Consider the following 24,930-nt stretch of genomic DNA (forward strand, 5'->3'; position numbering starts at 1 on the left):
GGGGTTCCTGGTCCTTTTCGCAGATGGGCTTGACCGGTCAGTACGCTTCGAAGGCATCCGTCACCCACTCGATCTCGAGGTCGGGGGGCGTGCCGGTCACGGCCAGCACGTCGAAGCGGCAGGGACATGATAGCCCGTTGCGGTGGAGATAAAAACGCGCCGCCCGGATCAGGCGGCGCTGCTTGGCGGCGGTGACGGTCTCCAGCGGGTGCCCGTGGCGGCGGTCGGCGCGGTGGCGGACCTCGACGAACACCAGCACCTGGCCGTCGCGCATCACCAGGTCGATCTCGCCGCCCTTGGCATGCTGGTTGCTGGCTTCCAGGGCAAGGCCGCGTGCCATTAACCAGCGGGCCGCGAGCCGCTCGATGGCGCCGCCCCGGGCGCGGGCGTCACGGGGCCCGGTCATCGCCGAACACGCCGGGGATCAGCACGGGCTGGGGCACGCCATTGACGAAGCGGGCCCAGGGCAGGCGGCGCTGGATCCGGCCATCGTCGCCGGGGCTCAGGGTGCCGGTGGCACCGAACAGCTCGCTGCCGCTGATGGCCTGCAGCTGCGGCAGGCGCCGGGCCAGTTCGTAGGCATCCACGCCCATGGCCATCAGCCGGAACATGGCGGGGTCGGACTCCTCGCGCAGCCGGCGATAGCTGTCGAGGAAGGGCAGGGCCTCGACGCCGCCCACCGCGGCATCGGGGATCTGCCAGGGGATATCGGCGAACAGCACGTCGTCCAGGTCGTGATCCAGGCGGGGCTGCAGGCGTCCCTCGAAGAGGTGGGAGGTGGCGTAGACCGGCAGGTCGCCGCTGTAGTAGTAGTCCAGGGTCGGCGGTACCTGGCGGGCATAGTCCGGCAGGGCCAGCAGGAACAGCATGTCCGGCTGAGGATTGGTCACGGCCCGGCGTGCGCTCTCGGTGGCCGAGGCCTCGGGGTTGTAGCGGACCGCACTGGCGACCTCGCCTCCCTGGTCGCGCCAGGCATTCCAGAAGGCCTCGCCGACGCGGCGTCCCCAGTCGTTGTCCGGGACCAGCAGTGAGGCCAGGCGGTGACCGTCGACCCAGGCGCGATGGGCGGCCTGGCGGGCCTCGTCCTCGGCGGACAGGCCGTACTGGAAGAGTCCCAGGGCCCGGTTGCGCTCGCCGCGGCCATAGTTGAGCGCCAGGGTCGGCAGCGGTACCCGCTCGCGCTGCTCGAGCTCGCTGACGGCATCCTTGTCCAGCGGGCCAATCACCACCTGGGCGCCGCGCTCGGCGGCCTCGCGGTAGAGCGTATCCAGGTCGCCATGACTGCTGTCGAGGAAGGTCAGGCGGGCGCCGCTCTCGACGCCCTCGAGGTGGTGGGTGCGGATCCCCTCGCGGATCGCCCCGGCAATGCCCGAAAGGGGCCCGGACTCGGGGAGGAAGACCGCGATGTGGTTGACCTCCTGGCCGCGCAGCTCCCTCAGGGCGGTGATCTCGCCGGGCAGGCGCCGGGCCGCCGGGTGGCCGCGATGGCGCTCGCGCCAGTCCTCCAGGCGCGCGAAGAGCCGCTGGATATCGCCGCCGCTGGAGCGCACCAGTTCGGCCAGGGCCACCCATCCCGGGATCAGGTCGCCGCCCTCCTCGCGCAGGCTGCCCAGCGAGCCGCCGTCCAGCCGCGAGAGTTGCTCCCAGATGGGGTCGTTGAGGTCCTCACGCTCGGTCTCGGCCTGGACTCGGATCAGCGCCAGGGCGGCGGCGCGGGGCTCGTCGACCTCGGCCAGGGCCATGCCCAGGCGCTCGCGCAGGGTCAGGGAGGCCTCGCGGGGCAGGTCGACCTCGTCGAGCAGCTGGCCGGCCTGGATCACCGCCCAGGGATCTCCCTCGGCCTCGCCCAGCTCAGAGAGCAGCAGCGCCCAGCGGGTCCGTGCCTGGCGCTCCAGGCGGCTGTCGTCGATCTCCTTGGCGACCTCCAGTGCCTGGGTGCGGCTTCCCTGGCGTGCTAGGATGTCGGCCGCCTCCAGGCGCGACAGGGCAGCCTGGCCGGGCGCCTGCTGTTCGGCCTGCTGCAGCAGGCTCTGTGGGTCACCGTCGGCCTGTCGCTCGATGATGCCCGGCTGGAAGCTGCAGCCTGCAAGCAGCAGCGCGGTCAGCGCGGCGGCCAGCGGGCCGCGAAACGAGATCTTCATCAGTCCTTCCTTGTCCCCATGTCCGAGAGCATCCCAGGGAGCCGAGATGTCCGATACGCTTGCCGGTTCATTGTACGTGGTCGCCACGCCCATTGGGAATCTGGAGGACCTCAGCCCCCGGGCCGTCCGGGTGCTGGGGGAGGTGGCGGTGATCGCCGCCGAGGATACCCGCCACAGCGGCCGCCTGCTGCGCCACCTGGGCCTGTCGCGGCCGATGCTTTCGCTGCATGAGCACAACGAGGCCGCGCGGGTCGACGCCCTGGATGCCCGCCTCGTCGCCGGCGAGGACATCGCCCTGGTCTCCGATGCCGGCACGCCGCTGATCAGCGATCCCGGCTTCGTGCTGGTACGCGAGCTGCGGGCCCGCGGGCGTCGCATCGTGCCGGTCCCGGGCCCCTGTGCCCTGGTGGCGGCGCTGTCGGCGGCGGGGCTGCCCACCGACCGCTTCCTCTTCCAGGGGTTCCTGCCGGCGAAGGGCGGTGCCCGGCGGGGGCGGCTGGAGGGGCTGGCGAGCCGCGAGGAGACCCTGGTGTTCTACGAGTCTCCCCACCGCATCCGGGACACCCTGGCGGACCTGGCCGCCACCCTGGGGACGCGGCGGGTGGTGCTGGCGCGTGAGCTGACCAAGGCCTTCGAGACCTTCCTGGACGGCAGCGCCGCCGAGCTGCTGGCGTGCATGGAGGAGGATCCGGACCAGGCCCGCGGTGAGTTCGTGGTGATGGTGGCCGGGGCCGGCCCGCGCGGTGACGCCGACGCCTCGACGGTGGAGGCCGATGCCTTGCTGTCGGCCCTGCTCGTCGAGGGGCTGGGGGTCAAGCAGTCGGCTGCCGTGGCGGCGCGGGTGCTGGGCGGTACGAAGAAGGCCTGGTATGGCCGGCTCCAATCGCTCAAGGACGGAGATTGAGGCGCGGGGAGGGCGCTGGTATCCTTGCCGCGGGAGTTGGCCAGACAGTCGCCGCCGCCTCCGGCCTTCGGGTCGGGGCGGGGGAGGAAAGTCCGGGCTCCACAGGGCAGAGTGCCAGGTAACCCCTGGGCGGCGTGAGCCGACGGAAAGTGCAGCAGAGAGCAGACCGCCTACGTCTCCTTCGGGAGGCCGGCAAGGGTGAAAGGGTGCGGTAAGAGCGCACCGCGCGCCTGGCAACAGTGCGTGGCAAGGTAAACCCCACTCGGAGCAAGACCAAATAGGAACCCCATGGCGTGGCCCGCGTCGGGTTCGGGTAGGTTGCTTGAGGGCCCTGGTGACATGGCCCCTAGAGGAATGACTGTCCACGACAGAACCCGGCTTATCGGCCGACTCCCTTTTCCGAACATCGCCGTGCGTACGGCCCCTCAGCCCCTCGAACGAGAGCCCCATGCCGTCATCTGCCCCTGAACAGCCCGCCCGCGGCTTTCGCCATGCCAGCGTGCTGCTCGATGGCGCCGTGGAGGCGCTGGTCCATGACCCCGCGGGCACCTACCTGGACGGCACCTTCGGCCGCGGTGGTCATTCCCGCGCCATCCTCGCGCGGCTGGCCCCGGAGGGTCAGCTGCTGGCCATCGATCGCGACCCCCAGGCCGTCGCCGAGGCCGCCGTCATCGATGACCCGCGCTTTGCCATCGAGCAGGGCGAGTTCGCCCGTCTCGACGAGATCGCCACGCGCCATGGCCTGCATGGCCGGCTGGCCGGCGTGCTGCTCGACGTGGGGGTCTCTTCCCCCCAGCTCGACGACCCCGAACGGGGGTTCAGCTTCCTCCGCGATGGCCCCCTGGACATGCGCATGGACCCCTCCCGCGGCGAGAGCGCCGCGGGCTTCCTGGCGCGGGCCGGCGAGGGCGAGATCGCCGCTGTCTTCAAGGCCTATGGCGAGGAGCGCTTCGCCAGGCGGCTGGCGAGGGCCATCGTGGCGCGTCGCCTCGAGCGGCCCTTCGAGCGGACCGCGGATCTCGCCGAGGTGGTCAAGGCCGCCCATCCTGCCTGGGAGAAGGGCAAGCACCCGGCGACCCGCGTCTTCCAGGCCCTGCGCATCCAGGTCAACGGCGAGCTGGAACAGCTCGATGCCGCCCTCGAGGCGGCCCTGGAGGCCCTCGCCCCGGGCGGCCACCTGGTGGTGATCAGCTTCCACTCGCTGGAGGACCGCCGGGTCAAGCGCTTCATCCGCGACCACGTGCGCGGCGACACCGACCTCCCGCGCGGCATCCCGGTCCGCGACGACCAGCTCAAGCGGCGCCTGGCGTCGCTGGGCAAGGCGCGTCGCCCCTCCGCCGAGGAGGTCCAGGAGAACCCCCGTGCGCGCAGTGCGGTGATGCGTATGGCGCGCAAGCGATACTGAGGACGCTCATGGCACAGGGACGATCCGCGGCAACCTCCTCGTTCGGCTGGCCCCTGCGCCTGGGGGCATCACCGCTGCTGCTGCTGGTAACCCTGCTGCTGGCGGCCTGCCTGGGCTCGGCCCTGGCGGTGATCACCACCAGCCACCTGACCCGTGACCAGTATGCCCGCCTGCAGCAGCTCGAGCGCGAGCAGCAGCAGCTGCAGACCGAATGGGGGCAGCTGCTGCTCGAGGAGAGTGCCTGGTCCTCCCCCGCCCGTATCGAACGCCTGGCCCGGGAGCGCCTGGAGATGCGTCTTCCCGAGATCGACGAGGTCGAGGTCATCCGGCCATGAGCGCCGATGCCCGCAGCGGCGTGACGCCGCGTCGTCCGCCGCCCATGGCCCCCATGGGCAAGGCGCGCTACCGGGTGATGATGACGCTGGTGCTGGTGGGCCTCGCACTGCTGGCCGGGCGCATCGTCGACCTGCATGTCTTCGATCGTCCCTTCCTGCAGGGGCAGGGTGATGCCCGTACCCTGCGCACCGACACCATGCCCGCCCACCGCGGCATGATCACCGACCGCCACGGCGAGCCACTGGCCATCTCCACCCCGGTGGTCACCCTCTGGGCCAATCCCCAGGACCTGCCGGCCGATGACATCCAGCGTCTGATGCTGGCCCGTGCCCTGGGCCAGGAACTGGATGCCCTCAACGAGCGCATCGCGCGCTACGCCGAGCGCGAGTTCATGTACCTGCGCCGTCGCATGACGCCTGAGGCGGCCCAGGCGGTGCTCGACCTGCGCATTCCCGGCGTCCACGCCCGGGAGGAGTACAAGCGCTACTACCCGGCGGGCGAGGTGACCGCGCAACTGCTGGGGGTGACCAACATCGACGATATCGGTCAGGAGGGCCTGGAGCTGGCCTACCAGGCGCATCTCGCCGGGGTGCCCGGCAAACGGCGGGTACTCAAGGACCGCCGCGGTCGCCTGGTGCGTGACCTGGCCCTGCTGCAGGAGGCCCAGCCGGGCGGGGATCTGACCCTGGCACTGGACCAGCGCCTGCAGTACATGGCCTATCGTGAGCTCAAGTCGGCGGTCGCCGAGCACGACGCCGACGGCGGCATCGTGGTAATGCTGGATGCCCGCAGTGGCGAGGTGCTGGCCATGGCCAACCAGCCCTCCTACAACCCCAACAATCGCGCCGGTCTCGATCCCCAGGGGCTGCGCAACCGCGCCATCGTCGACGCCTTCGAGCCGGGATCGGTGGTCAAGCCGCTCGCCATGGCGGCCATCATGGAGAGTGGTCAGTTCGACAAGGATATCGTGGTCGATACCTCGCCGGGGTGGATGGTGATCGATCGTTTCACCATCAAGGACATACGCAACTACGGCAAGCTCAGCCTGGCCGGCATCCTCGAGAAGTCCTCCAATATCGGCATGTCCAAGCTGGTGCTGCAGCTCGACGAGCCGCTGGTGCCCGAGATCTACCGTCGTCTGGGCTTCGACCAGGCGCCGGGTACCGGCTTCCCCGGCGAATCCGCGGGCAGCCTGCCGGCGCCTGTGCGCTGGTCGAGCAGCCAGTGGGCGGCGCTCTCCTACGGCTACGGCCTCTCGACCTCGGCGCTGCAGCTGGCCAGCGCCTACACGGCCCTCGCCAACGATGGCGAACGGATGCCGCCCTCGCTGCTCAAGCTCGGCCAGTTGCCGGAAGGTGAGCCGGCCATCGACCCCGCGGTGGCGCATGACCTGCTGCGCATCATGGAGGAGTCGGTGCAACCCGGGACAGGGGGGCGCCGTGCTGGCGTCCCGGGGTACCGCGTGGCCGGCAAGACCGGTACGGTACGCAAGACCTCGGCGACCGGTTATGAAAAGGATGCCTACCGCAGCCTGTTCGTCGGCATCGCGCCCGTCTCGGATCCGCGGATCGTCACGGTGGTGATGATCGATCATCCGCGGGGTGACAGCTACTATGGCGGGGCGGTGGCGGCGCCGGTCTTCTCGCGGGTGGCCGGCAATGCCCTGCGCCTGCTGGACGTGCCACCGGATGCCCGGGAGCCGGAATCATGAGCGCAAGCCCTGGGGAGGAAACGCGATGCAGCTGAGTGCCGAGCGACTCGAGGCGGGCCTGGTCGGGCTCTGGCCCGACTGCCGCCATGCCCTGGCGCGGGTCACCCTGCCGGATGCCGTCCGGCTGGTACTCGACAGTCGTCGGCTGGTCGAGGGCGACGTCTTCGTGGCGGTGCCGGGGGTGGCGGCGGACGGCCGAGACTTCATCCCGACGGCCCTCGCGGCCGGGGCCTCGCTGGTGCTGGCCCATGGCGAGGGTGCGTCCGGGCCCGACGACCACCGGGTGCTGTGGCTGCCGGGGCTGCGCGAGGCCCAGGGCGAGCTGGGCCAGGTGCTGTTTGCCGTGCCCCGGGAGCTGGAGCTGGTCGGGGTCACCGGCACCAACGGCAAGAGCTCGGTGACCCACTACCTGGCCGAGCTGAGCAGTGCCCTGGGGGAGGACGCCGGACTGATCGGTACCCTGGGGCATGGCCGGCCGGGGCGCCTGACGGTCGGCCAGCTGACCACGCCGGGCCCCCTGGCCCTGCAGGCCGCGCTGGGGGAGCTGGCCGCCGACGGCGTGCGCCGGGTGGCCATGGAGGTCTCCTCCCATGCCCTGGAGCAGGGCCGCCTCGATGGCTGTCGGGTGACTGCCGCGGTGTTCACCAACCTCAGCCGTGACCACCTGGACTACCACGGCAGCATGGCGGCCTATGCCGCCGCCAAGGCCCGGCTGTTCCGTCGCCATGAGCTCGAGCTCGCGGTGGTCAACGGCGACGACCCGCTGGCGCGCCTGATGCTCGCCGGCGTGCATCGCCACGTGCGTGTCCTGGCCGTCGGCAAGCAGAAAGCGGTGACCCTGCGCGTCATCGACTGGGCCCCCCATGCCGAGGGGCAGCGGGCGCTAATCGCCACCCCGGAGGGGGAGCGGGTGCTCGAGCTCGGCCTGATGGGCCGTTTCAACCTGGATAACGTGCTGCTGGCCATGGCCACCCTCCATGGCCTCGGGCACTCCCTGGAGGCGCTCTTCGCGGCGGCGGCCGGCCTCGCCCCGGTGCCCGGTCGCATGCAGCGCCTGACGCGGCCGGGCGCCCCCACGGTGGTCGTCGACTATGCCCATACCCCGGACGCCCTCGACAATGCCCTCTCGGCGCTGCGGGCCCACCTGCCGGGCGACGGCCGGCTGTGGTGCCTGTTCGGCTGCGGTGGCGACCGCGACACCGGCAAGCGCCCGCTGATGGCCGCCGTCGCTCGCCAACGGGCCGACCGGCTGGTGGTCACCGACGACAACCCGCGCAGCGAGGACCCGGGCGCGATCCGTGCCCAGATCCTCACGGGCCTGGGCGACACCGAGCCTGACGGGGTCTTCGAACTGGCCGGGCGGGGCGCGGCGATCGCCCGGGTGCTGGCCGAGGCCGGCCCCGGCGACGTGGTGCTGATCGCCGGCAAGGGACACGAGGACTACCAGGAGATCGATGGGGTGCGCCACCCCTTCTCGGACCTGGCCGAGGCCGAGCGTGGCCTGGCCGCCCGTTCCCGGAACGGGCACGGGGAGGGGCAGCGATGAGCGCCGGCCTGCAAACCCTCGCCGAGGTCGCCGCGGCCCTGGGCCTGCCGGCACCGGCCGAGGATCTGCCCATCGGCGCGATCGTCACCGATACCCGCCGCTTGACCCCGGGCAGCCTGTTCGTGGCACTCAAGGGCGAGCGCTTCGATGCCCACGACTTCCTGGACCAGGCGCGGGAGGCCGGGGCGGTGGCGGCGGTGGTCGAGGGAGCGGCGCAGCGACCGCTGGACGACCCGCTCCCCCGGCTGGTAGTGGCCGACACCCGGCTGGCCCTTGGGCTGCTGGCGCGTGCCCGGCGGCGGGCCTGGGGCGGCCCCCTGGTCGCCGTGACCGGCAACAGCGGCAAGACCACGGTCAAGCAGATGCTGGCGACCCTGCTTGAGCAGAGCGGGTCGACGCTGGCCACCCAGGGCAACCTGAACAACGACATCGGCGCGCCCCTGACTCTGCTGGCGCTGGAGCCCGGGCACCGCCAGGCGGTGGTGGAACTGGGTGCCAACCATCTCGGCGAGATCGCCTGGACCACGGCCCTGGCCGAGCCCCGGGTGGCGGTGATCACCAACGTCACCGGGGCCCACCTGGGCGAGTTCGGCGGCATGGGCCGTATCGCCCAGGCCAAGGCGGAGATCCTGGCCGGCCTGCCGGCCGACGGCGTGGCGGTGCTCAACCGCGACGATGCCTTCTTCGCCACCTGGGCGAGCCTGGCGGCGCCCCGCGAGGTGCTCGACTTCGGCCTGGATGCGCGCGCACGCCTGCGGGCCGTCTCGCTGGCCTGTGACGCCGTCGGGCGCTATGCTTTCTCGCTTGTCCGGGACGGCCGCGAGATCGGCCGCGTCCGGCTGGCCTTGCTGGGGCGCCACAACGTGGCCAATGCCCTGGCGGCCGCGGCCGCGGCCCTGGCCATGGGGCTGGGGGAGCGCGAGGTGCTGGCCGGGCTCGAGGCCGTGGCACCGATGCCGGGCCGGCTGAGCGTCGTGGAGGGCCTCAATGGCTCGCGGCTGCTGGACGATACCTATAATGCCAACCCCGGCGCGGTGAAGGCAGCGCTCGATGTCCTGGTGACGCTGCCCGGCCCGCACTGGTGCCTGCTGGGCGCCATGGGAGAACTGGGGGGCGAGTCCGACCGGCTGCACGCCGAGCTCGGGCACTACGCGCGGGAACGGGGAATCGACTTCCTGGGTACCCTCGGCGAGCCGGCGAGACCGGCCAGCCGGGCCTTCGGCGAAGGCGGGGTCCATTTCGACGATCGGGAGGCGCTGATGCGCCACGTCCTCCACCATCTACCGTCCCGGGCCAGCGTGCTGGTCAAGGGCTCGCGCAGCGCCGGCATGGAACGAGTCGTGGCGGCCCTGCGCTCGGATGCTTCAAGGTGAACGCGATACATGCTGCTCTTTCTGGCTGACTTCCTGGCGCAATTCCAGAGCGCCTTCAACGTCTTCAACTATCTGACCCTACGCATGATCCTGGGGACCCTGACCGCCCTGGTGCTCTGCCTGTGGCTCGGGCCGGTGATGATCCGCCGCCTGGTGGAGCGCCAGATCGGCCAGGCGGTGCGCGACGACGGTCCCCAGTCCCACCTCTCCAAGGCCGGCACCCCCACCATGGGCGGTGCCATGATTCTGATGGCGATCGCCGTGAGCACCCTGCTGTGGGGCGATCTGACCAACCACTACGTCTGGCTGGTACTGGCGGTGACCCTGGGCTTTGGCGCGATCGGCTGGGTGGACGACTACCGCAAGGTGGTGGAGAAGAATCCCCGCGGCCTGCCGGCGCGCTGGAAGTACTTCTGGCAGTCGCTGATTGGCGTGGCGGCCGCTGTGCTGCTCTACGTCACCGCCGCCTCGCCGGTGGAGACCAGCCTGATCGTGCCGCTGTTCAAGGAGTTCGTGCTGCCGCTGGGGGTGTTCTACATGGTGCTCACCTACCTGGTGATCGTCGGCAGCTCCAACGCGGTCAACCTCACCGATGGCCTCGATGGCCTGGCGATCATGCCCACGGTGCTGGTGGCCATGGGCCTGGCGGTGTTCGCCTATGCCACCGGCAACACAGTGTTCGCCGACTACCTGCAGATCCCCTTCATTCCCGGGGCGGGCGAGCTGGCCGTGTTCTGTGCCACCATCGCCGGGGCCGGTCTGGGCTTCCTGTGGTTCAACACCTACCCGGCCCAGGTCTTCATGGGCGACGTGGGGGCCCTGGCACTGGGCGCGGCCCTCGGCGTGGTGGCGGTGATCGTGCGCCAGGAGATCGTGCTGTTCATCATGGGCGGCATCTTCGTCATGGAGACCGTCTCGGTGATCCTGCAGGTGGGCTCCTACAAGCTCACCGGGCGGCGCATCTTCCGCATGGCGCCGCTGCACCACCACTACGAGCTCAAGGGCTGGCCCGAGCCGCGGGTCATCGTGCGCTTCTGGATCATCACCGTGGTGCTGGTGCTGATCGGCCTGGCCACCCTCAAGGTCCGCTGATCCCCAGGGGCCGATTCGCCATCCGCAAGGAGCTCAACATGGTCAAGGTGCCGAAGGGAACGACGCTGGTGGTCGGGCTCGGGCTCTCCGGGCGGGCCATCTGCCGTCACCTCGCTCGGCTCGGCGTGCCCTTCATGGTCGCCGATACCCGTGCCGCACCGCCGGGCCTGGCGGACTTCCAGGCCGCGCATCCCGCTACCCAGGTCCACTGCGGTCCGCTCACCGACCTGGACCTCTCCGAGGTGGAGGAGGTGGTGGTCAGCCCCGGCGTCGACCCGCACACGCCGGGCCTCGAGGCGCTGGCGGGGCGCACCCGCGAGGCCACCGGTGAGCCGGCGCTGGTGGGGGAGATCGCGCTCTTCGTGCGCGCGGCCCGCGCGCCCATCGCCGCCATCACCGGCGCCAACGCCAAGTCCACCGTGACCACACTGGTGGGCGAGATGGCCCGCGAGGCCGGGGTGCGGGTGGCGGTGGGCGGCAACCTGGGGACCCCGGCGCTCGACCTGCTGGCGGCGGCTCCCGACGCCGAGCTCTTCGTGCTGGAGCTCTCCAGCTTCCAGCTCGAGACCACCCCCTGCCTGGGGGCCGAGACGGCGGCCTTCCTCAACCTCTCCGAGGACCACCTGGACCGCCATGGCGACATGGCAGGCTACCGGGCGGCGAAGCTGGGCATCTTCCGCGGCGCCCGGCACGGCGTGATCAATGCCGATGATCCCTGGACCTGGCCCACGGTGTCGCTGCCGGCCCTGGATCGCTTCACCACCCGGGCGCCCGAGGGTAACGACTGGGGCATCGCCCGGCGCGCCGGGCGTGACTGGCTAATGCATGGGGGGGAGCCGCTGCTGCCCGCCGACGAGATGCGCCTGCCGGGACGCCACCACCAGGCCAACGCCCTGGCGGCGCTGGCCATGGGCCACCGCCTGGGCTTGCCGCTCGCGGCCATGCTCGAGGTGCTGCGGCGCTTTCCCGGGCTGCCCCATCGTGGCGAGCTGGTGGCGCTGATCGAGGGAGTGCGCTGGATCAACGACTCCAAGGGCACCAATGTCGGCGCCACTTTGGCCGCCATCGAGGGGCTCGGGCCGACTCTCGAGGGGCGCCTGATCCTGCTGGCCGGCGGGGTGGGCAAGGGGGCCGACTTCCATCCCCTGGCAGCGCCCCTGGCGCGTTACGGCCGCGAGGCGATCCTCTTCGGCCGGGATGCCGGGCGCCTGGAACAGGCCCTGCGTGATCGGCTGCCGGTGACCCGGGTCGAGGACCTGCAGGCCGCCCTGGCACGGGCGGTGGAGATCGCCGCGCCCGGGGACTGCGTGCTGCTGTCACCGGCCTGTGCCAGCCTCGACCAGTTCGCCGACTACCAGGCGCGTGGCGAGGCCTTTCGCCGGGCGGTCAAGCGCCTGGCCGGGGAGGCGGCATGAAGCGGCTATCCCGCCTGCGCCAGCGGCTGAGCACCGCCGATCAACCCTTCGACGGCTGGCTGGTGCTGGCCTCCTTCGCGCTGCTGCTGATCGGCTGGGTGATGGTGACCTCGGCGTCCAGCGAGGTGGCCTCGAGCCTCACCGGCAATGCCTGGTACTTCAGCCTGCGGCACGGCATCTTCCTGCTGGTGGCGCTGGCCGTCGCGGCGCTGGCCCTGCGGGTGCCGCTGGCCTGGTGGAAGGCCAACGGACCGCTGCTGCTGCTGGTGGGGCTGATCCTGCTGCTGCTGGTGCTGCTGGTGGGGCGCGAGGTCAACGGCAGCCGCCGCTGGCTCTCCGTGCCGGGCCTGCCCTTCAACCTGCAGGCCTCCGAGGTCGCCAAGTTCTGCCTGATCGTCTACCTGGCCGGCTACCTGGAGCGCTTCCTGCCCCAGGTGCGTCGCCAGTGGGGGGCCTTCCTGCGCCCCCTGGCGGTGATGGCGGTGATCGCGGCGCTGCTGATCCTCGAACCCGACTACGGTGCCGTGGTGGTGATGACCGGCGCGGTGATGGGCATGTTGCTGATGGCCGGCGCCCCCTGGGGGCGCTTCCTGGTGCTGTTGCTGCTGGTGGGCGCCCTCGGGGCCCTGGCCGCCGTGGCCGAACCCTACCGGATGGCGCGCCTGACCAGCTTCGCCGATCCCTGGGCCGACCAGTTCGCCAGCGGCTACCAGCTGACCCAGGCGCTGATTGCCTTCGGGCGCGGGCACTGGCTGGGCATGGGGCTGGGCAACAGCGTGCAGAAGCTGTTTTACCTGCCGGAGGCCCACACGGACTTCGTCTTCGCGGTGCTCGCCGAGGAGCTCGGCCTGCTGGGCGCCATCGCCGTGGTCGGGCTCTTTGCCCTGCTGGTCTGGCGCGCCATGGCGGTGGGGCGACGGGCCGAACTCGCCGGCCTGGCCTTCGCCGCCTACCTCGGCTATGGCGTCGCCCTGGTCATCGGGGCTCAGGCCTTCATCAACATCGCCGTGAGCACCGGGATGCTGCCGACCAAGGGGCTGACTCTGCCGCTGCTGAGCTACGGCGGCTCGAGCCTGGTGGTGAGCTGCCTGATGATGGCGCTGCTGCTGCGCGCCGACATCGAGACCCGCCAGGCCGTGCGTCGGGCCAGGCACACGGCGTCCCAGGCGCCATCGACCCCCAGGACACAAGGACGCGCAACATGAGTCGACGCGAGGGACGCCGCGTACTGATCATGGCCGGCGGTACCGGCGGCCACGTCATTCCGGCCCTGTCGCTGGCCCGCGGGCTGGCGGCGCAGGGCGTGCAGGTCGCCTGGCTGGGTAGCCCGCGCGGCATCGAGAACCGCCTGGTCCCCGAGGCCGGCATCCCGTTGCATCGCATCGCGGTGAGCGGGCTGCGAGGAAACGGCCTGGCCGGCTGGCTGCTGGCCCCCTTCAACCTGGCCCGGGCGATCTGGCAGGCGGGGCGGGTGATCCGCGACGTCGACCCCCAGCTGGTGGTCGGGCTGGGCGGCTTCGCCAGCGGGCCGGGCGGCCTGGCGGCCTGGCTGGCCCGACGGCCCCTGGTCATCCACGAGCAGAACGCCGTGGCGGGGCTCACCAACCGGGTGCTGTCACGCCTGGCACGACGCGTCTTTGCCGCCTTTCCCCAGGCCTTCCCCGGCCGGGCCGAGGTGGTCGGCAACCCGGTGCGCGACGAGATCGCCCGACTCGGAGAGGCCCCGCGACGCGCGGATGAGATGGCCGGGCGGCGCCTGCGGCTGCTGGTAGTGGGCGGTTCCCTGGGGGCGCAGGCCCTCAACGAGCGGCTGCCCGAGGCGCTCGCCCGGCTGCCCGAGGCCCGTCGCCCCGAGGTGCGCCACCAGGCCGGCCGCGACAAGGACGCGACGACCCGCGACGCCTACCGCGAGCAGGGTATCGAGGCAGAGGTGACGGCCTTCATCGACGACATGGCCGGCGCCTACGCCTGGGCCGACCTGGTGGTGTGTCGCGCCGGCGCCCTGACCGTGGCGGAGCTGGCCGCCGCCGCCAAGCCGGCGCTCTTCGTGCCCTTTCCCCACGCGGTGGACGACCACCAGACGGCCAACGCCGGGGCCCTGGTCGACGAGCAGGCGGCGCGACTGATGCCCCAGCAGCAGATGAGCGCGGCGACGTTGGCCGAGTGCCTGGCGTCGCTGCTGGACCCCGACACACTCGCCACCATGGCGGCACGGGCGCGTGCCTGTGCCCATCTCGATGCCGTCGAGCGCCTGGTGGCCGGTTGCATGGAGACAGGCTTTGAGCGATGACACCCTCGGACCGGTTCCCGGTCAGGCCATGCCCACCCACCCCGGACGGGGGCTGGGCATGCGTCGTATCCGGCGCATCCATTTCGTCGGCATCGGCGGTGCCGGCATGTGCGGCATCGCCGAGGTGCTGGCCAACCAGGGCTATGCGGTCAGCGGCAGCGACCTGAAGGCTTCACCGGTGGTGGCTCGCCTGCGCCAGTGCGGCATCCGCGTGGCCATCGGCCACGCCGCCGAGCATGCCGCGGATGCTGACGTGGTGGTGGTCTCCACCGCGGTGGACGAGACCAACCCCGAGATCCGCTGGGCCCACGAGCATCGCGTGCCGGTGGTACGCCGCGCCGAGATGCTCGCCGAGCTGATGCGCTTCCGCCACGGCATCGCCGTGGCCGGCACCCACGGCAAGACCACCACCACCAGCCTCACCGCGACGCTGCTCGGTGAGGGCGGACTGGATCCCACCTTCGTGATCGGCGGACGGCTGACCAGTGCCGGTACCAATGCGCGGCTGGGGGAGGGCGACTACCTGGTGGCGGAGGCCGACGAGTCGGATGCCTCCTTCCTGCACCTGCAGCCCATGGTGGCAATCGTCACCAACATCGATGCCGATCACATGGCTACCTACGGCGGCGACTTCGAACGGCTCAAGGCCACCTTCATCGAGTTCCTGCACAACCTGCCGTTCTACGGCCTGGCGATCCTGTGCATCGACGATGCCCAGGTGCGTGGCCTGCTCGACCGCGTCAGCCGCCAGTTCGTCACCTACGGCTTCAGCGAGGATGCCGATTACCGAATCGAGGGCTTCGTCCAGCAGGCCGGCGAGGTGCGTTTCACCGCGGTGCGCCCCGAGGGGCTGGCGCCGCTTGAGGTGCGCCTGGCCATGCCGGGGCGCCACAATGCGCTCAACGCCCTGGCGGCGATTGCCGTGGCCAGCGACGCGGGGGTCGATGACGACGCCATCCTGCGGGGCCTGGCGAGCTTCGAGGGGGTGGGGCGACGCTTCCAGGTGCATGGTCACTTCCCGGCCCCGCAGGGCGGGGGCGAGGTGATGCTGGTGGACGACTATGGCCACCATCCCCGCGAGGTCGCCATGGTGATCGACGCCGTGCGCGCCGGCTGGCCCGAGCGGCGCCTGGTGATGGTCTACCAGCCGCACCGCTACTCGCGCACCCGGGACCTCTACGAGGACTTCGTGCGGGTGCTGGCCGGGGTCGACACCCTGCTGCTGCTCGACGTCTACAGCGCCGGGGAGGCGCCGCTTCCCGGCGCCGACGGGCGCACCCTGGCGGGCTCGATCCGCCAGCGCGGAGCGGTCGACCCGATCTTCGTCCAGGACAAGAGCGAGCTGACGGAGCTGCTCGCCAGGGTGCTGCGTCCCGGCGATATCCTGATTACCCAGGGAGCAGGCGACGTGGGCGGCATCGCCCAGCACCTGGCCGATGCCGCCCTGGCACTCGACGAGGTGACACTATGATCCACGATGTCGGTCGGGTGGTGGTGCTCTATGGTGGGGACTCCGCGGAGCGCGAGGTGTCGCTGAAGAGTGGCGCCGCCGTGCTCGCGGCCCTGACGCGCTCGGGGGTGGAGGCCATCGGCTATGATCCCGCCGACGGCGGGCTGGTGGGGCTGGAAGCCCTGGCCCCCGACCGGGTCTTCATTGCCCTGCACGGCCGGGGTGGCGAGGACGGCACCCTGCAGGGGGCGCTGGAGCTGCTGGGCATTCCCTACACCGGCAGCGGCGTGCTCGCCTCGGCGCTGGGCATGGACAAGCAGCGCACCAAGCTGATCTGGCAGGCGCTGGGCCTGCCGACCCCGGAGAGCGTGATGCTCGGTCCAGAGGCCGACTGGTCGGCGGTGGTCGAGCGCCTCGGCCTGCCGCTGATCGTCAAGCCGGTCCACGAGGGCTCGACCCTGGGCATCAGCATCGTCGACAGCCGCGATGCGCTGGAGGCGGCCTACCATGATGCCGCCCGCTTCGATGCACGCGTGATGGCCGAGCGCTTCGTCAGGGGGAAGGAATACACGGTCTCGCTGCTCGCGGGCGATGTCCTGCCGGCGATTCGCGTCGAGGTCCCCAGCGGCTTCTACGACTACGAGGCCAAGTATCTCTCCGACGAGACTCGCTACCACCTGCCGTGCGGTCTGTCCGATGACGAGGAGGCCGAGCTTGCCGCACTCTGCCGCGCGGCCTTCGAGGCCGTCGGCGCCGAGGGGTGGGGACGGGTCGACGTGATGCGCGACGGTCAGGGGTGCTTCTGGCTGATCGAGGTCAATACCGTGCCGGGGATGACCGACCACAGCCTGGTGCCCCAGTCGGCGGCCCATGCCGGCATCGACTTCGATGCCCTGGTGCTGCGCATCCTCGCCACGGCCGGGGAGCGGCACTAGTCCATGGCGGCGCGAGGAAGCTTCGTCGGCGTACTCCTGCTGGCCCTGTTGCTGGGGGCCGGGGGGCGGGCGCTGTGGGTCTGGCTCGACCGGCCCATCGAGCGAGTCTCGGTGGGGGGCGAGCTTCACCATGTCAGTGCCGACTACCTGCGCAGCCAGCTGGCACCCCTGATTCAGGGCCAGACCTGGCTATCCGTCGATCTGCCCGCGCTGCGCCAGCAGGCCCGGGAAGTCGGCTGGTTGGCCGAAGTGCGCGTCAGCCGCGAGTGGCCCGATGCGCTGTCGTTCGATCTGGTCGAGCAGGTGCCGGTGGCGCGCTGGAACGACGCGCAGCTGCTCAATCCCGAGGGCGAACCCTTCGCCTTCGGTCCGGTGTCGCCGCCCGCCGACCTGCCGGATCTCGCCGGCCCGCCCGGCAGCGGGGCAGAGGTGCTGGGCTACCATGCCCGGCTCGCCGCGCAATTCGCCACCCAGGGGATCGAGGTGCGCCAGCTGCGGCTGGAGCCCCGCGGGGCCTGGCGCTTCCAGCTCGGCAGTGGCGTCTGGGTGATGCTCGGTCGCAATGATCGCCCCGCCCGCCTGGGTCGCCTGGCCGCTGCCTGGCAGCGCGAACTGGGCCCTCTGGCAGCGCACATCCGCTACATCGACCTGCGATATCCCAACGGGGTTGCCGTGGCCTGGCACGGACAGACCGAACCGGTGGAGGAAGAGTCACCGGCGGACAGTTGAAGGCGTCAGGGTACAACGCGGTTGCCCGGGCGGCATTTCGGGTGTTTCTTTCGTGACAAATTCGCCGTATCGTGGCGGGTGATTCGGCAATCGGGCTGGTGGAACAACTCAAGTTGTTCCTATAATTGGCCCAAGCCTACTTTTCAGGATTAATCTTCCCCTTCGGGGTCAGGTTCGAGGAGACTTCCCGGCTCATGGCAGGTCCATCCAATGTGTCCAATATGGTAGTCGGGCTGGATATCGGAACATCCAAGGTCGTGGCGATCGTGGGGCAGCCCACCGACGATGGCGGGATCGAAATCGCCGGTATCGGCTCGCATCCGTCACGTGGCATGAAGAAGGGCGTGGTGATCAACATCGAATCCACGGTGCAGTCCATCCAGCGCGCCGTGGAAGAAGCCGAACTGATGGCCGGCTGTGAGATTCATTCCGTCTATGTGGGGATCGCCGGCAGCCATATCAGTTCGATGAATTCGGATGGCGTAGTGGCCATCAAGGAGCGCGAGGTCGCCTCCTCCGACATCGACCGCGTCATCGACTCCGCCCGGGCACGGGCGATCTCGGAAGGCCAGCGTGTGCTGCATGTCCTTCCCCAGGAATTCGCCATCGATACCCAGGGGGGGATCCGTGAGCCGCTGGGCATGTCAGGCGTGCGCCTCGAGGCACGGGTCCACCTGGTGACCGCCGCCCTCAACGCCGTCCAGAACATCGAGAAGTGCGTGCGCCGCTGTGGCCTCGAGGTGGACTCGATCATCCTCGAGCAGCTGGCTTCCAGCCATGCGGTCCTCACCGAGGACGAGCGCGAGCTCGGGGTCTGCATGGTGGACATCGGCGGCGGCACCACCGACATCGCGGTATTCACCGAGGGTGCCATTCGCCACACCTCGGTGATTCCTATCGCCGGTGACCAGGTCACCAACGACATCGCCATGGCGCTGCGCACGCCCACCCAGCATGCCGAGGAGATCAAGGTCAAGTACGCCTGCGCCCTGACCCAGCTGGCCTCCAGCGACGAGATGATCAAGGTGCCCAGCGTGGGCGACCGGCCGGCCCGGGACCTCTCCCGCCAGTCGCTGGCCGAGGTTGTGGAGCCGCGTTACGAGGAGCTCTTCACCCTGGTGCGTGACGAGCTGCGCCGCAGCGGCTACGAGGATCTGGTGGCCGCCGGCGTGGTGCTTACCGGGGGTACCTCGCGCATGGAGGGGGTGGTCGAGCTGGCCGAGGAGATCTTCCACATGCCGGTCCGCATCGCCTGCCCGCAGAACGTGCGCGGGCTGGCCGACGTGGTCCGCAATCCGATTTATTCGACGGGTGTCGGTCTGCTGCATTACGCTCTACTTGAAACCCGTCAAGGGCATGGCCGTCAGGGGCCTGGAGGTATCATCCCGGCGCAACCGAGGCGTGACGACATCACCCGGCGTGACGCAGGGGAAGGGATTCCGGCGCTGGCAAGGATCAAGGGCTGGTTCAAAGGAAATTTCTGACAGGGCCGCGGTCGCGGTCCAGGAGACGGGACTTATGTTCGAACTGGTAGATAGCGCACCCTCAAGCAGTGCGGTCATCAAGGTCATCGGTGTCGGTGGCGGCGGTGGCAATGCCGTCAACCACATGGTCGAGAGCAACATCGAGGGCGTCGAGTTCATCTGCGCCAATACCGATGCCCAGGCCCTCAAGCGGGTCGCCGCCAAGACGGTGCTCCAGCTCGGCAGCGAGATCACCAAGGGCCTCGGGGCCGGCGCCAACCCCGATGTGGGTCGACAGGCCGCCATGGAGGACCGCGAGCGCATCGCGGAACTGCTGGGGGGCGCCGACATGGTCTTCATCACCGCCGGCATGGGCGGCGGGACAGGGACCGGCGGCGCGCCGGTCGTCGCCCAGGTGGCCAAGGAGCTGGGTATCCTCACCGTGGCGGTGGTGACCCGTCCCTTCCCCTTCGAGGGGCCCAAGCGCATGCGCGCCGCCGAGGAGGGCATGAAGGAACTCTCCGAGCATGTCGACTCCCTCATCACCATTCCCAACGAGAAGCTGCTCTCGGTGCTGGGCAAGAACGCGACCCTGCTCACCGCCTTCAGTGCGGCCAATGACGTGCTGCTCGGGGCCGTGCAGGGCATTGCCGAGCTGATCACCAGCCCGGGCATCATCAACGTCGACTTCGCCGACGTGCGCACCGTGATGTCCGAGATGGGCATGGCGATGATGGGCACCGGCGGTGCCACCGGTGAGAATCGTGCCCGCGAGGCCGCCGAGAAGGCCATCCGCAGCCCGCTGCTCGAGGATATCGACCTGCACGGTGCCCGCGGCATCCTGGTCAACATCACCGCCGGCCCGGATCTCTCCATCGGCGAATTCAACGATGTGGGTGCCACCGTCCAGGAGTTTGCCTCCCAGGATGCCACCATCGTGGTCGGCACCTCGATCGACATGGACATGACCGACGAGCTGCGCGTCACCGTGGTGGCTGCCGGCCTCGAGGGTAACAAGGCCCAGAAACCCGCCTCCCGCGAGACGGCGCGTCGTGCGGAGGCTGGCAGCTATCGCCAGCGTCCCCAGGCGGCGGTCAGTCGTGGCCAGGCCGCGGCGTCCAAGTCCGAGGCTCAGGAGGCGCCCAGGCCGCAGCCGGAGAAGCGCAAGTCCCAGGAACTCGACGACTACCTGGATATTCCGGCCTTCCTGCGCCGTCAGGCCGATTGATCCGCGCTATCAGGGGAATAGGGGCGCCGGGTGAGCTTTCTTTGTTGAAACGTCCGTTCGGTGTTATAGTGAACGGTGTTTGATAACCAACGACTGCCTGGCGACCGACCATGATCAGACAACGAACCCTGAAGAATGTCATCCGCGCCACCGGCGTCGGCCTGCACTCCGGCAAGAAGGTCTACCTAACCCTTCGGCCGGCCCCGGTGGATACCGGCATCATCTTCGTGCGCACCGACCTGCAGCCCGAGGTGCAGGTCCCGGCGCGCGCCGAGCATGTCACCGACACCACCCTGTGCACCGCGCTCTCCGCGGGCGGGGCCAAGGTCGCCACCGTCGAACACCTGATGTCGGCCTTCGCCGGGCTCGGCATCGATAACGCCTACGTCGACGTGAGTGCCCCCGAGGTGCCGATCATGGATGGCAGCGCGGGCCCCTTCGTGTTCCTGATCCAGTCGGCGGGCATCGCCGAGCAGGGTGCCCCCAAGAAGTTCATCCGCATCAAGCGCGAGATCGTGGTGCGCGAGGACGACAAGGAGGCGATCTTCCTGCCCCACCAGGGCTTCAAGGTCTCCTTCGCCATCGACTTCGACCATCCGGTCTTCGAGGACCAGTCCCAGACCGCCATGGTGGACTTCTCCACGACCTCCTTCGTCAAGGAGGTGTCACGGGCCCGTACCTTCGGCTTCATGCGTGACCTTGAGTATCTGCGCGCGAACAACCTGGCACTGGGCGGCAGCCTCGACAACGCCATCGTGGTCGACGACTACCGCATCGTGAACGAGGGCGGATTGCGCTATGACGACGAGTTCGTCAAGCACAAGGTGCTCGATGCCATCGGTGACCTCTACCAGCTCGGCCATAGCCTGATCGGCGAGTTCCGTGGCGTGAAGTCCGGTCATGCCCTGAACAACCAGCTCTGCCGTGCCCTGCTGGCCCAGCCGGAGGCCTGGGAGCTCGTCACCTTCGAGGGCGAGTCCGAGACGGCGCCGATCTCCTACTCCGCGCCGGCGATGGTCTGACCTGGCCCGGCTGCGCCCGGGAGCCATAAGCTGTCAGCCTGAAGCTCGAAGAAAACCACCTCCGTGGCCTTGCCTCGGAGGTGGTTTCGCTTACGCTGTTTTCCAGCTTCCATCTTTCAGCTTATGGCTTACGTTCGGCGTGGGCCGCCAGCCGCTCCAGGGCGCGCTTGAGCCCCGGGTCGTCGACATCCTCGGCACAGCTGGAGATCTCGTCGGCGGCCCGTTCCGGCAGGTGGCGAACCTGGCGCAGGGGAGGGCGAGCCGGGCGCACCGGGCGGACCTTGAGAGTGAAACCGGTCACCGACTCGAAGCCGGGCAGCTGGTGCAGCAACTGGAGCAGGCGAGGCTGCTCATAGCGCAGCCGGGTCAGCCAGACGGCGCGATCGGTGATCAGGGCCAGGCGACCCTGGTGGTAGCCGCCGACGAACAGGTGCTCGCGCATCTCCTCGGGCAGGTGCTCCCGCAGGTGGCGCTGGGCGCGCTCGATCAGGGTGGCCATGCGCATCAGCGACCCCAGTTCGCCGCGACCCTCCAGCAGCCGGGACATGGGCTGTGCTCTGAACCGCTTAACCTTTATACTCATCAGCTTGGTTCTCGGGGGCCGTGCCCCTGACGTTACGCGTCGGCCGCCCCTGCAGGGCGGCCGTTGAACAGCCAGAGCCTAGCACGCACGGGAGGCCGTCGACAGCATGCCAGCCGCCATCACCGACATCGGCGCCGGATCTCACGGGAGCGGGCGCAGGCGCCGCGCGACCCGCTGGTGGCTGGCCGGGTTGCTGGTGGGATGCCTGCTGCCGGCCAGCCTGGCCCAGGTCGAGTCCCTGCGCCCCGTCGAGCGTGCCGCCCAGGTCAGCATCCTGGTGCCGGCCCTGCTGCGCGTGCGCTCCCGCCTGCAGGCCCGTCGTCGCGCCCTGGTGCGCTGGGTCCGGCGAGCCGCCCGCTGGCCGAGGGTGGGGTCGAGGGCCCTGGCCTGTCGGGCCCTCGCGCCCTGTCATCCGGTTGCCGCCCATGATGTCCTGACGCGTCGTGGCCCTCCCCGCCTGCGGTGACGAGACCGCCTGGAGAGGTCGTGGGCCTGATGGCCGCGACGTGATGCCACACGCTGCAACTGGACCCTTCATGATCAACAACCTGTTACGCAAGGTCGTCGGCTCCAAGAACGACCGTGAAGTCAAGCGCATGAGCCGCCAGGTGACGGATGTCACCGGCCTGGAGAGCGAGTTGGAAGGCCTCGATGAGGCGGCCCTGAAGGCCCGTACCGAGGCGCTGCGCGAGCGCCTGGAGGGCGGCGAGTCCCTCGATGCCCTGCTGCCGGAAGCCTTCGCCACGGTGCGCGAGGCCAGCAAGCGGGTCATGGGCATGCGTCATTTCGATGTGCAGATGGTCGGCGGCATTACCCTGCACCGCGGGCGCATCGCCGAGATGAAGACCGGCGAGGGCAAGACCCTGGTGGCGACCCTGGCGGTCTACCTCAATGCCCTGCCGGGCAAGGGCGTGCACGTGGTCACGGTCAACGACTACCTGGCGCGCCGCGACGCCGAGTGGATGCGTCCGCTCTACGAATTCCTCGGGCTTTCGGTGGGCGTGATCTTCGCCGGGCAGACGCCGGAGGAGAAGCGCCATGCCTACGCCTGTGACATCACCTACGGCACCAACAACGAGTTTGGCTTCGACTACCTGCGCGACAACATGGCCTTCTCGCTGGAGGAGAAGGTCCAGCGCGAGCTCTATTTCGCCATCGTCGACGAGGTCGACTCCATCCTGATCGACGAGGCCCGGACCCCGCTGATCATCTCCGGGGCGGTGGACGAGAACACCGAGCTCTATCGGGTCGTCGACCGCCTGGCGGTGAACCTCACGGCGTGCAGCGACGAGGAGGACCCGGAGAGCGGCGACTTCATCCTCGACGAGAAGCAGAAGCAGGTGGAGGTCACCGAGGGCGGCCATCGCAAGGTCGAGGAGCTGATGCGTGGCGAGGGGCTGCTGGGCGAGGAGGACTCCCTCTATTCCGCCCAGAACCTCAACCTGCTGCAGCACATGCACTCGGCACTGCGCGCTCGCCACCTCTATCACCGCGACGTGGACTACATCGTCAGCGATGGCCAGGTGGTGATCGTCGACGAGCATACCGGCCGCACCATGCCGGGGCGTCGCTGGTCGGAAGGCCTGCACCAGGCGGTGGAGGCGAAGGAGGGCGTGCCGGTGCAGCGCGAGAGCCAGACGCTCGCCTCGACCACCTTCCAGAACTACTTCCGTCTCTACGACAAGCTCTCCGGCATGACCGGCACCGCCGACACCGAGGCCTTCGAGTTCCGCCAGATCTACGGCCTCGACGTGGTGGTGATTCCCACCAATCGGCCGCTGATCCGCCAGGACCTCAACGACCTGGTCTACCTCAGCGCCGAGGAGAAGTTCGAGGCGATCCTCGAGGACGTCAAGGCCCAGACCGAGGCGGGACGCCCGGTGCTGGTGGGCACCGCCTCCATCGAGACCAGCGAGTACCTGGCCGACCTGATGAAGCGGGCCGGCATGCGCTTCAACGTGCTCAACGCCAAGCAGCACCAGAGCGAGGCGGAGATCATCGCCCAGGCCGGTCGCCCCGGGGCGATCACCATCGCCACCAACATGGCCGGGCGTGGCACCGACATCGTGCTGGGTGGCAACTGGGAGGCCGAGGTCGCCAAGCTGGAGAACCCCTCCGAGGCCCAGGTCGAGCAGCTCAAGGCCGAGTGGCAGGCCCGCCACGAGGCGGTGCTCGAGGCCGGCGGCCTGCACGTGGTCGGCTCCGAGCGCCACGAGTCGCGGCGCATCGACAACCAGCTGCGCGGTCGCGCCGGTCGCCAGGGGGATCCCGGCTCGACGCGCTTCTTCCTCTCGCTGGAAGACAACCTGATGCGCCTGTTCGGCTCCGACCGGGTGCAGCGCATGATGAAGGCCCTGGGGCTGGAGCACGGCGAGGCGATCGAGCACAAGATGGTCTCCAATGCCGTGGAGCGCGCCCAGAAGAAGGTAGAGGGCCGCAACTTCGATATCCGCAAGCAGCTGCTCGAGTATGACGACGTGGCCAACGACCAACGTCGGGTCATCTATGAGCAGCGCAACGAGATCCTCGCCGCGGAGGACGTCTCCGACAGCGTCAAGGGCATCCGCGAGGAGGTGCTGGACCTCGCCATCAGCGAGTTCGTGCCGCCCCAGAGCCTGCCCGAGCAGTGGGACCTGGCCGGCCTCCAGGATCACCTCAAGAGCGAGTTCAACCTCGAGGCGCCGGTGGTCGAGTGGGCCGAGCAGGACGAGCGCTTCCACGAGGAGCAGCTGCGCGAGCGGCTGCAGGCGATGCATCGTGAGGCCTACGAGGCCAAGGTGGCAGAGGCCGGCGAGGAGCTGATGCGCCGTTTCGAGAAGCAGGTGATGCTGCAGGTGCTCGACACCCGCTGGAAGGAGCACCTGCAGTCCATGGACCACCTGCGCCGCGGGATCCACCTGCGCGGCTATGCCCAGAAGAATCCCAAGCAGGAGTACAAGCGCGAGGCTTTCGAGCTGTTCCAGAACCTGCTCACCAACATCAAGGCCGACGTGACCCGCATCCTCAGCCATGTCCAGGTGCGCCGCCCCGAGGAGGTCGAGGCCCTGGAGCGCCAGCGCCGCGAGGCGCTGGAGCGCGAGAAGGCCAGCGCGGCGAGCCGTCACGACGCGCCGTCAATGGCGGCCGATGAACAGGACGATGCCCCGATCGCTCCGGCCCCGGGGGCCGACGGTCGCCCATTGCGGCGCGAGGGCCCCAAGGTCGGCCGCAATGATCCCTGCCCCTGCGGGTCGGGCAAGAAGTACAAGCAGTGCTGCGGCAAGCTGAGCTGAGGAGACGGGCCGGGAACCCCGGTCGGGACAGGAGA

21 protein-coding genes and 1 other RNA gene are annotated in these 24,930 nt (G+C 69.8%); 19 read left to right on the plus strand and 3 right to left on the minus strand.

Annotation, left to right across the window (positions count from 1 at the left end; all coding sequences use genetic code 11):
* Positions 1 to 37 precede the first annotated feature (37 nt).
* Positions 38 to 406, minus strand: coding sequence for a YraN family protein (locus tag M8009_RS12445; RefSeq protein WP_250061572.1), 369 nt, complete (start codon positions 404 to 406; stop codon positions 38 to 40).
* Positions 390 to 2,141: a penicillin-binding protein activator gene (locus M8009_RS12450; protein ID WP_250061574.1), complete on the minus strand. Its 1,752-nt coding sequence runs from the start codon at positions 2,139 to 2,141 to the stop codon at positions 390 to 392. The genes M8009_RS12445 and M8009_RS12450 overlap by 17 nt, the downstream gene beginning before the upstream one ends.
* A 46-nt stretch (positions 2,142 to 2,187) precedes the next feature.
* On the opposite strand from M8009_RS12450, the gene rsmI reads away from it, so the two are divergent.
* The 17 genes from rsmI to lpxC all read left to right on the plus strand — a co-directional run bounded on the left by rsmI (position 2,188) and on the right by lpxC (position 21,040).
* The gene (gene rsmI / locus M8009_RS12455) at positions 2,188 to 3,045 is read left to right on the plus strand and encodes a 16S rRNA (cytidine(1402)-2'-O)-methyltransferase (RefSeq protein WP_250061576.1); all 858 of its coding nucleotides are present in this window, start codon (positions 2,188 to 2,190) and stop codon (positions 3,043 to 3,045) included.
* A 32-nt stretch (positions 3,046 to 3,077) separates the two neighbouring features.
* Positions 3,078 to 3,443: RNase P RNA component class A (gene rnpB / locus M8009_RS12460), an RNA gene on the plus strand.
* A 50-nt stretch (positions 3,444 to 3,493) separates the two neighbouring features.
* Positions 3,494 to 4,450: a 16S rRNA (cytosine(1402)-N(4))-methyltransferase RsmH gene (gene rsmH, locus M8009_RS12465; protein WP_250061578.1), complete on the plus strand. Its 957-nt coding sequence runs from the start codon at positions 3,494 to 3,496 to the stop codon at positions 4,448 to 4,450.
* A gap of 8 nt (positions 4,451 to 4,458) precedes the next feature.
* Positions 4,459 to 4,785, plus strand: a complete 327-nt coding sequence (ftsL, locus tag M8009_RS12470; RefSeq protein ID WP_250061580.1) for a cell division protein FtsL — start codon at positions 4,459 to 4,461, stop codon at positions 4,783 to 4,785.
* Positions 4,782 to 6,497 (plus strand): peptidoglycan D,D-transpeptidase FtsI family protein, encoded by a 1,716-nt coding sequence (locus M8009_RS12475; RefSeq protein ID WP_250061582.1) that lies wholly within the window; start codon positions 4,782 to 4,784, stop codon positions 6,495 to 6,497. Before ftsL ends, M8009_RS12475 begins: the two co-directional genes overlap by 4 nt.
* 25 nt (positions 6,498 to 6,522) lie before the next feature.
* Positions 6,523 to 8,043: a UDP-N-acetylmuramoyl-L-alanyl-D-glutamate--2,6-diaminopimelate ligase gene (locus tag M8009_RS12480; RefSeq protein WP_250061584.1), complete on the plus strand. Its 1,521-nt coding sequence runs from the start codon at positions 6,523 to 6,525 to the stop codon at positions 8,041 to 8,043.
* On the plus strand, positions 8,040 to 9,416 hold the full coding sequence (locus tag M8009_RS12485) for a UDP-N-acetylmuramoyl-tripeptide--D-alanyl-D-alanine ligase (protein ID WP_250061586.1): 1,377 nt from the start codon (positions 8,040 to 8,042) through the stop codon (positions 9,414 to 9,416). Before M8009_RS12480 ends, M8009_RS12485 begins: the two co-directional genes overlap by 4 nt.
* A gap of 9 nt (positions 9,417 to 9,425) precedes the next feature.
* Positions 9,426 to 10,508: a phospho-N-acetylmuramoyl-pentapeptide-transferase gene (mraY, locus tag M8009_RS12490; protein ID WP_250061588.1), complete on the plus strand. Its 1,083-nt coding sequence runs from the start codon at positions 9,426 to 9,428 to the stop codon at positions 10,506 to 10,508.
* A 38-nt stretch (positions 10,509 to 10,546) separates the two neighbouring features.
* A complete protein-coding gene (gene murD / locus M8009_RS12495) occupies positions 10,547 to 11,923 on the plus strand; it encodes a UDP-N-acetylmuramoyl-L-alanine--D-glutamate ligase (RefSeq protein WP_250061590.1) in 1,377 nt (458 codons plus the stop codon).
* Entirely contained in the window at positions 11,920 to 13,128 is a 1,209-nt protein-coding gene (gene ftsW / locus M8009_RS12500; protein WP_250061592.1) for a putative lipid II flippase FtsW, read from the plus strand. Before murD ends, ftsW begins: the two co-directional genes overlap by 4 nt.
* Complete coding sequence (gene murG / locus M8009_RS12505; protein ID WP_250061593.1) at positions 13,125 to 14,213, plus strand: undecaprenyldiphospho-muramoylpentapeptide beta-N-acetylglucosaminyltransferase; 1,089 nt, start codon at positions 13,125 to 13,127, stop codon at positions 14,211 to 14,213. Before ftsW ends, murG begins: the two co-directional genes overlap by 4 nt.
* 28 nt (positions 14,214 to 14,241) lie before the next feature.
* Positions 14,242 to 15,684 carry a UDP-N-acetylmuramate--L-alanine ligase gene (gene murC, locus M8009_RS12510; protein ID WP_250061927.1) on the plus strand — a complete coding sequence of 481 codons (1,443 nt, stop codon included), beginning with the start codon at positions 14,242 to 14,244 and terminating at the stop codon, positions 15,682 to 15,684.
* On the plus strand, positions 15,681 to 16,598 hold the full coding sequence (locus tag M8009_RS12515; RefSeq protein WP_250061595.1) for a D-alanine--D-alanine ligase: 918 nt from the start codon (positions 15,681 to 15,683) through the stop codon (positions 16,596 to 16,598). Before murC ends, M8009_RS12515 begins: the two co-directional genes overlap by 4 nt.
* A gap of 3 nt (positions 16,599 to 16,601) precedes the next feature.
* A complete protein-coding gene (locus M8009_RS12520; protein WP_250061597.1) occupies positions 16,602 to 17,327 on the plus strand; it encodes a cell division protein FtsQ/DivIB in 726 nt (241 codons plus the stop codon).
* 194 nt (positions 17,328 to 17,521) lie between these two features.
* Complete coding sequence (gene ftsA / locus M8009_RS12525) at positions 17,522 to 18,811, plus strand: cell division protein FtsA (protein ID WP_250061600.1); 1,290 nt, start codon at positions 17,522 to 17,524, stop codon at positions 18,809 to 18,811.
* Between the two features lie 34 nt (positions 18,812 to 18,845).
* Complete coding sequence (gene ftsZ / locus M8009_RS12530; protein WP_250061602.1) at positions 18,846 to 20,018, plus strand: cell division protein FtsZ; 1,173 nt, start codon at positions 18,846 to 18,848, stop codon at positions 20,016 to 20,018.
* A gap of 110 nt (positions 20,019 to 20,128) precedes the next feature.
* Positions 20,129 to 21,040 carry a UDP-3-O-acyl-N-acetylglucosamine deacetylase gene (lpxC, locus tag M8009_RS12535; protein ID WP_250061603.1) on the plus strand — a complete coding sequence of 304 codons (912 nt, stop codon included), beginning with the start codon at positions 20,129 to 20,131 and terminating at the stop codon, positions 21,038 to 21,040.
* Between the two features lie 121 nt (positions 21,041 to 21,161).
* Here the strand turns inward: lpxC and M8009_RS12540 are convergent, their stop codons facing one another.
* Positions 21,162 to 21,587, minus strand: a complete 426-nt coding sequence (locus M8009_RS12540; protein ID WP_250061605.1) for a DUF721 domain-containing protein — start codon at positions 21,585 to 21,587, stop codon at positions 21,162 to 21,164.
* A gap of 142 nt (positions 21,588 to 21,729) precedes the next feature.
* On the opposite strand from M8009_RS12540, the gene M8009_RS12545 reads away from it, so the two are divergent.
* Both M8009_RS12545 and secA read left to right on the plus strand, forming a co-directional pair.
* Positions 21,730 to 22,089: a hypothetical protein gene (locus M8009_RS12545; protein WP_250061607.1), complete on the plus strand. Its 360-nt coding sequence runs from the start codon at positions 21,730 to 21,732 to the stop codon at positions 22,087 to 22,089.
* 70 nt (positions 22,090 to 22,159) lie between these two features.
* The gene (gene secA / locus M8009_RS12550) at positions 22,160 to 24,895 is read left to right on the plus strand and encodes a preprotein translocase subunit SecA (RefSeq protein WP_250061609.1); all 2,736 of its coding nucleotides are present in this window, start codon (positions 22,160 to 22,162) and stop codon (positions 24,893 to 24,895) included.
* Positions 24,896 to 24,930: the final 35 nt, after the last annotated feature.

The organism is Halomonas gemina, from assembly GCF_023554995.1.
GTDB classification, from domain to species: Bacteria; Pseudomonadota; Gammaproteobacteria; order Pseudomonadales; family Halomonadaceae; genus Halomonas; species Halomonas gemina.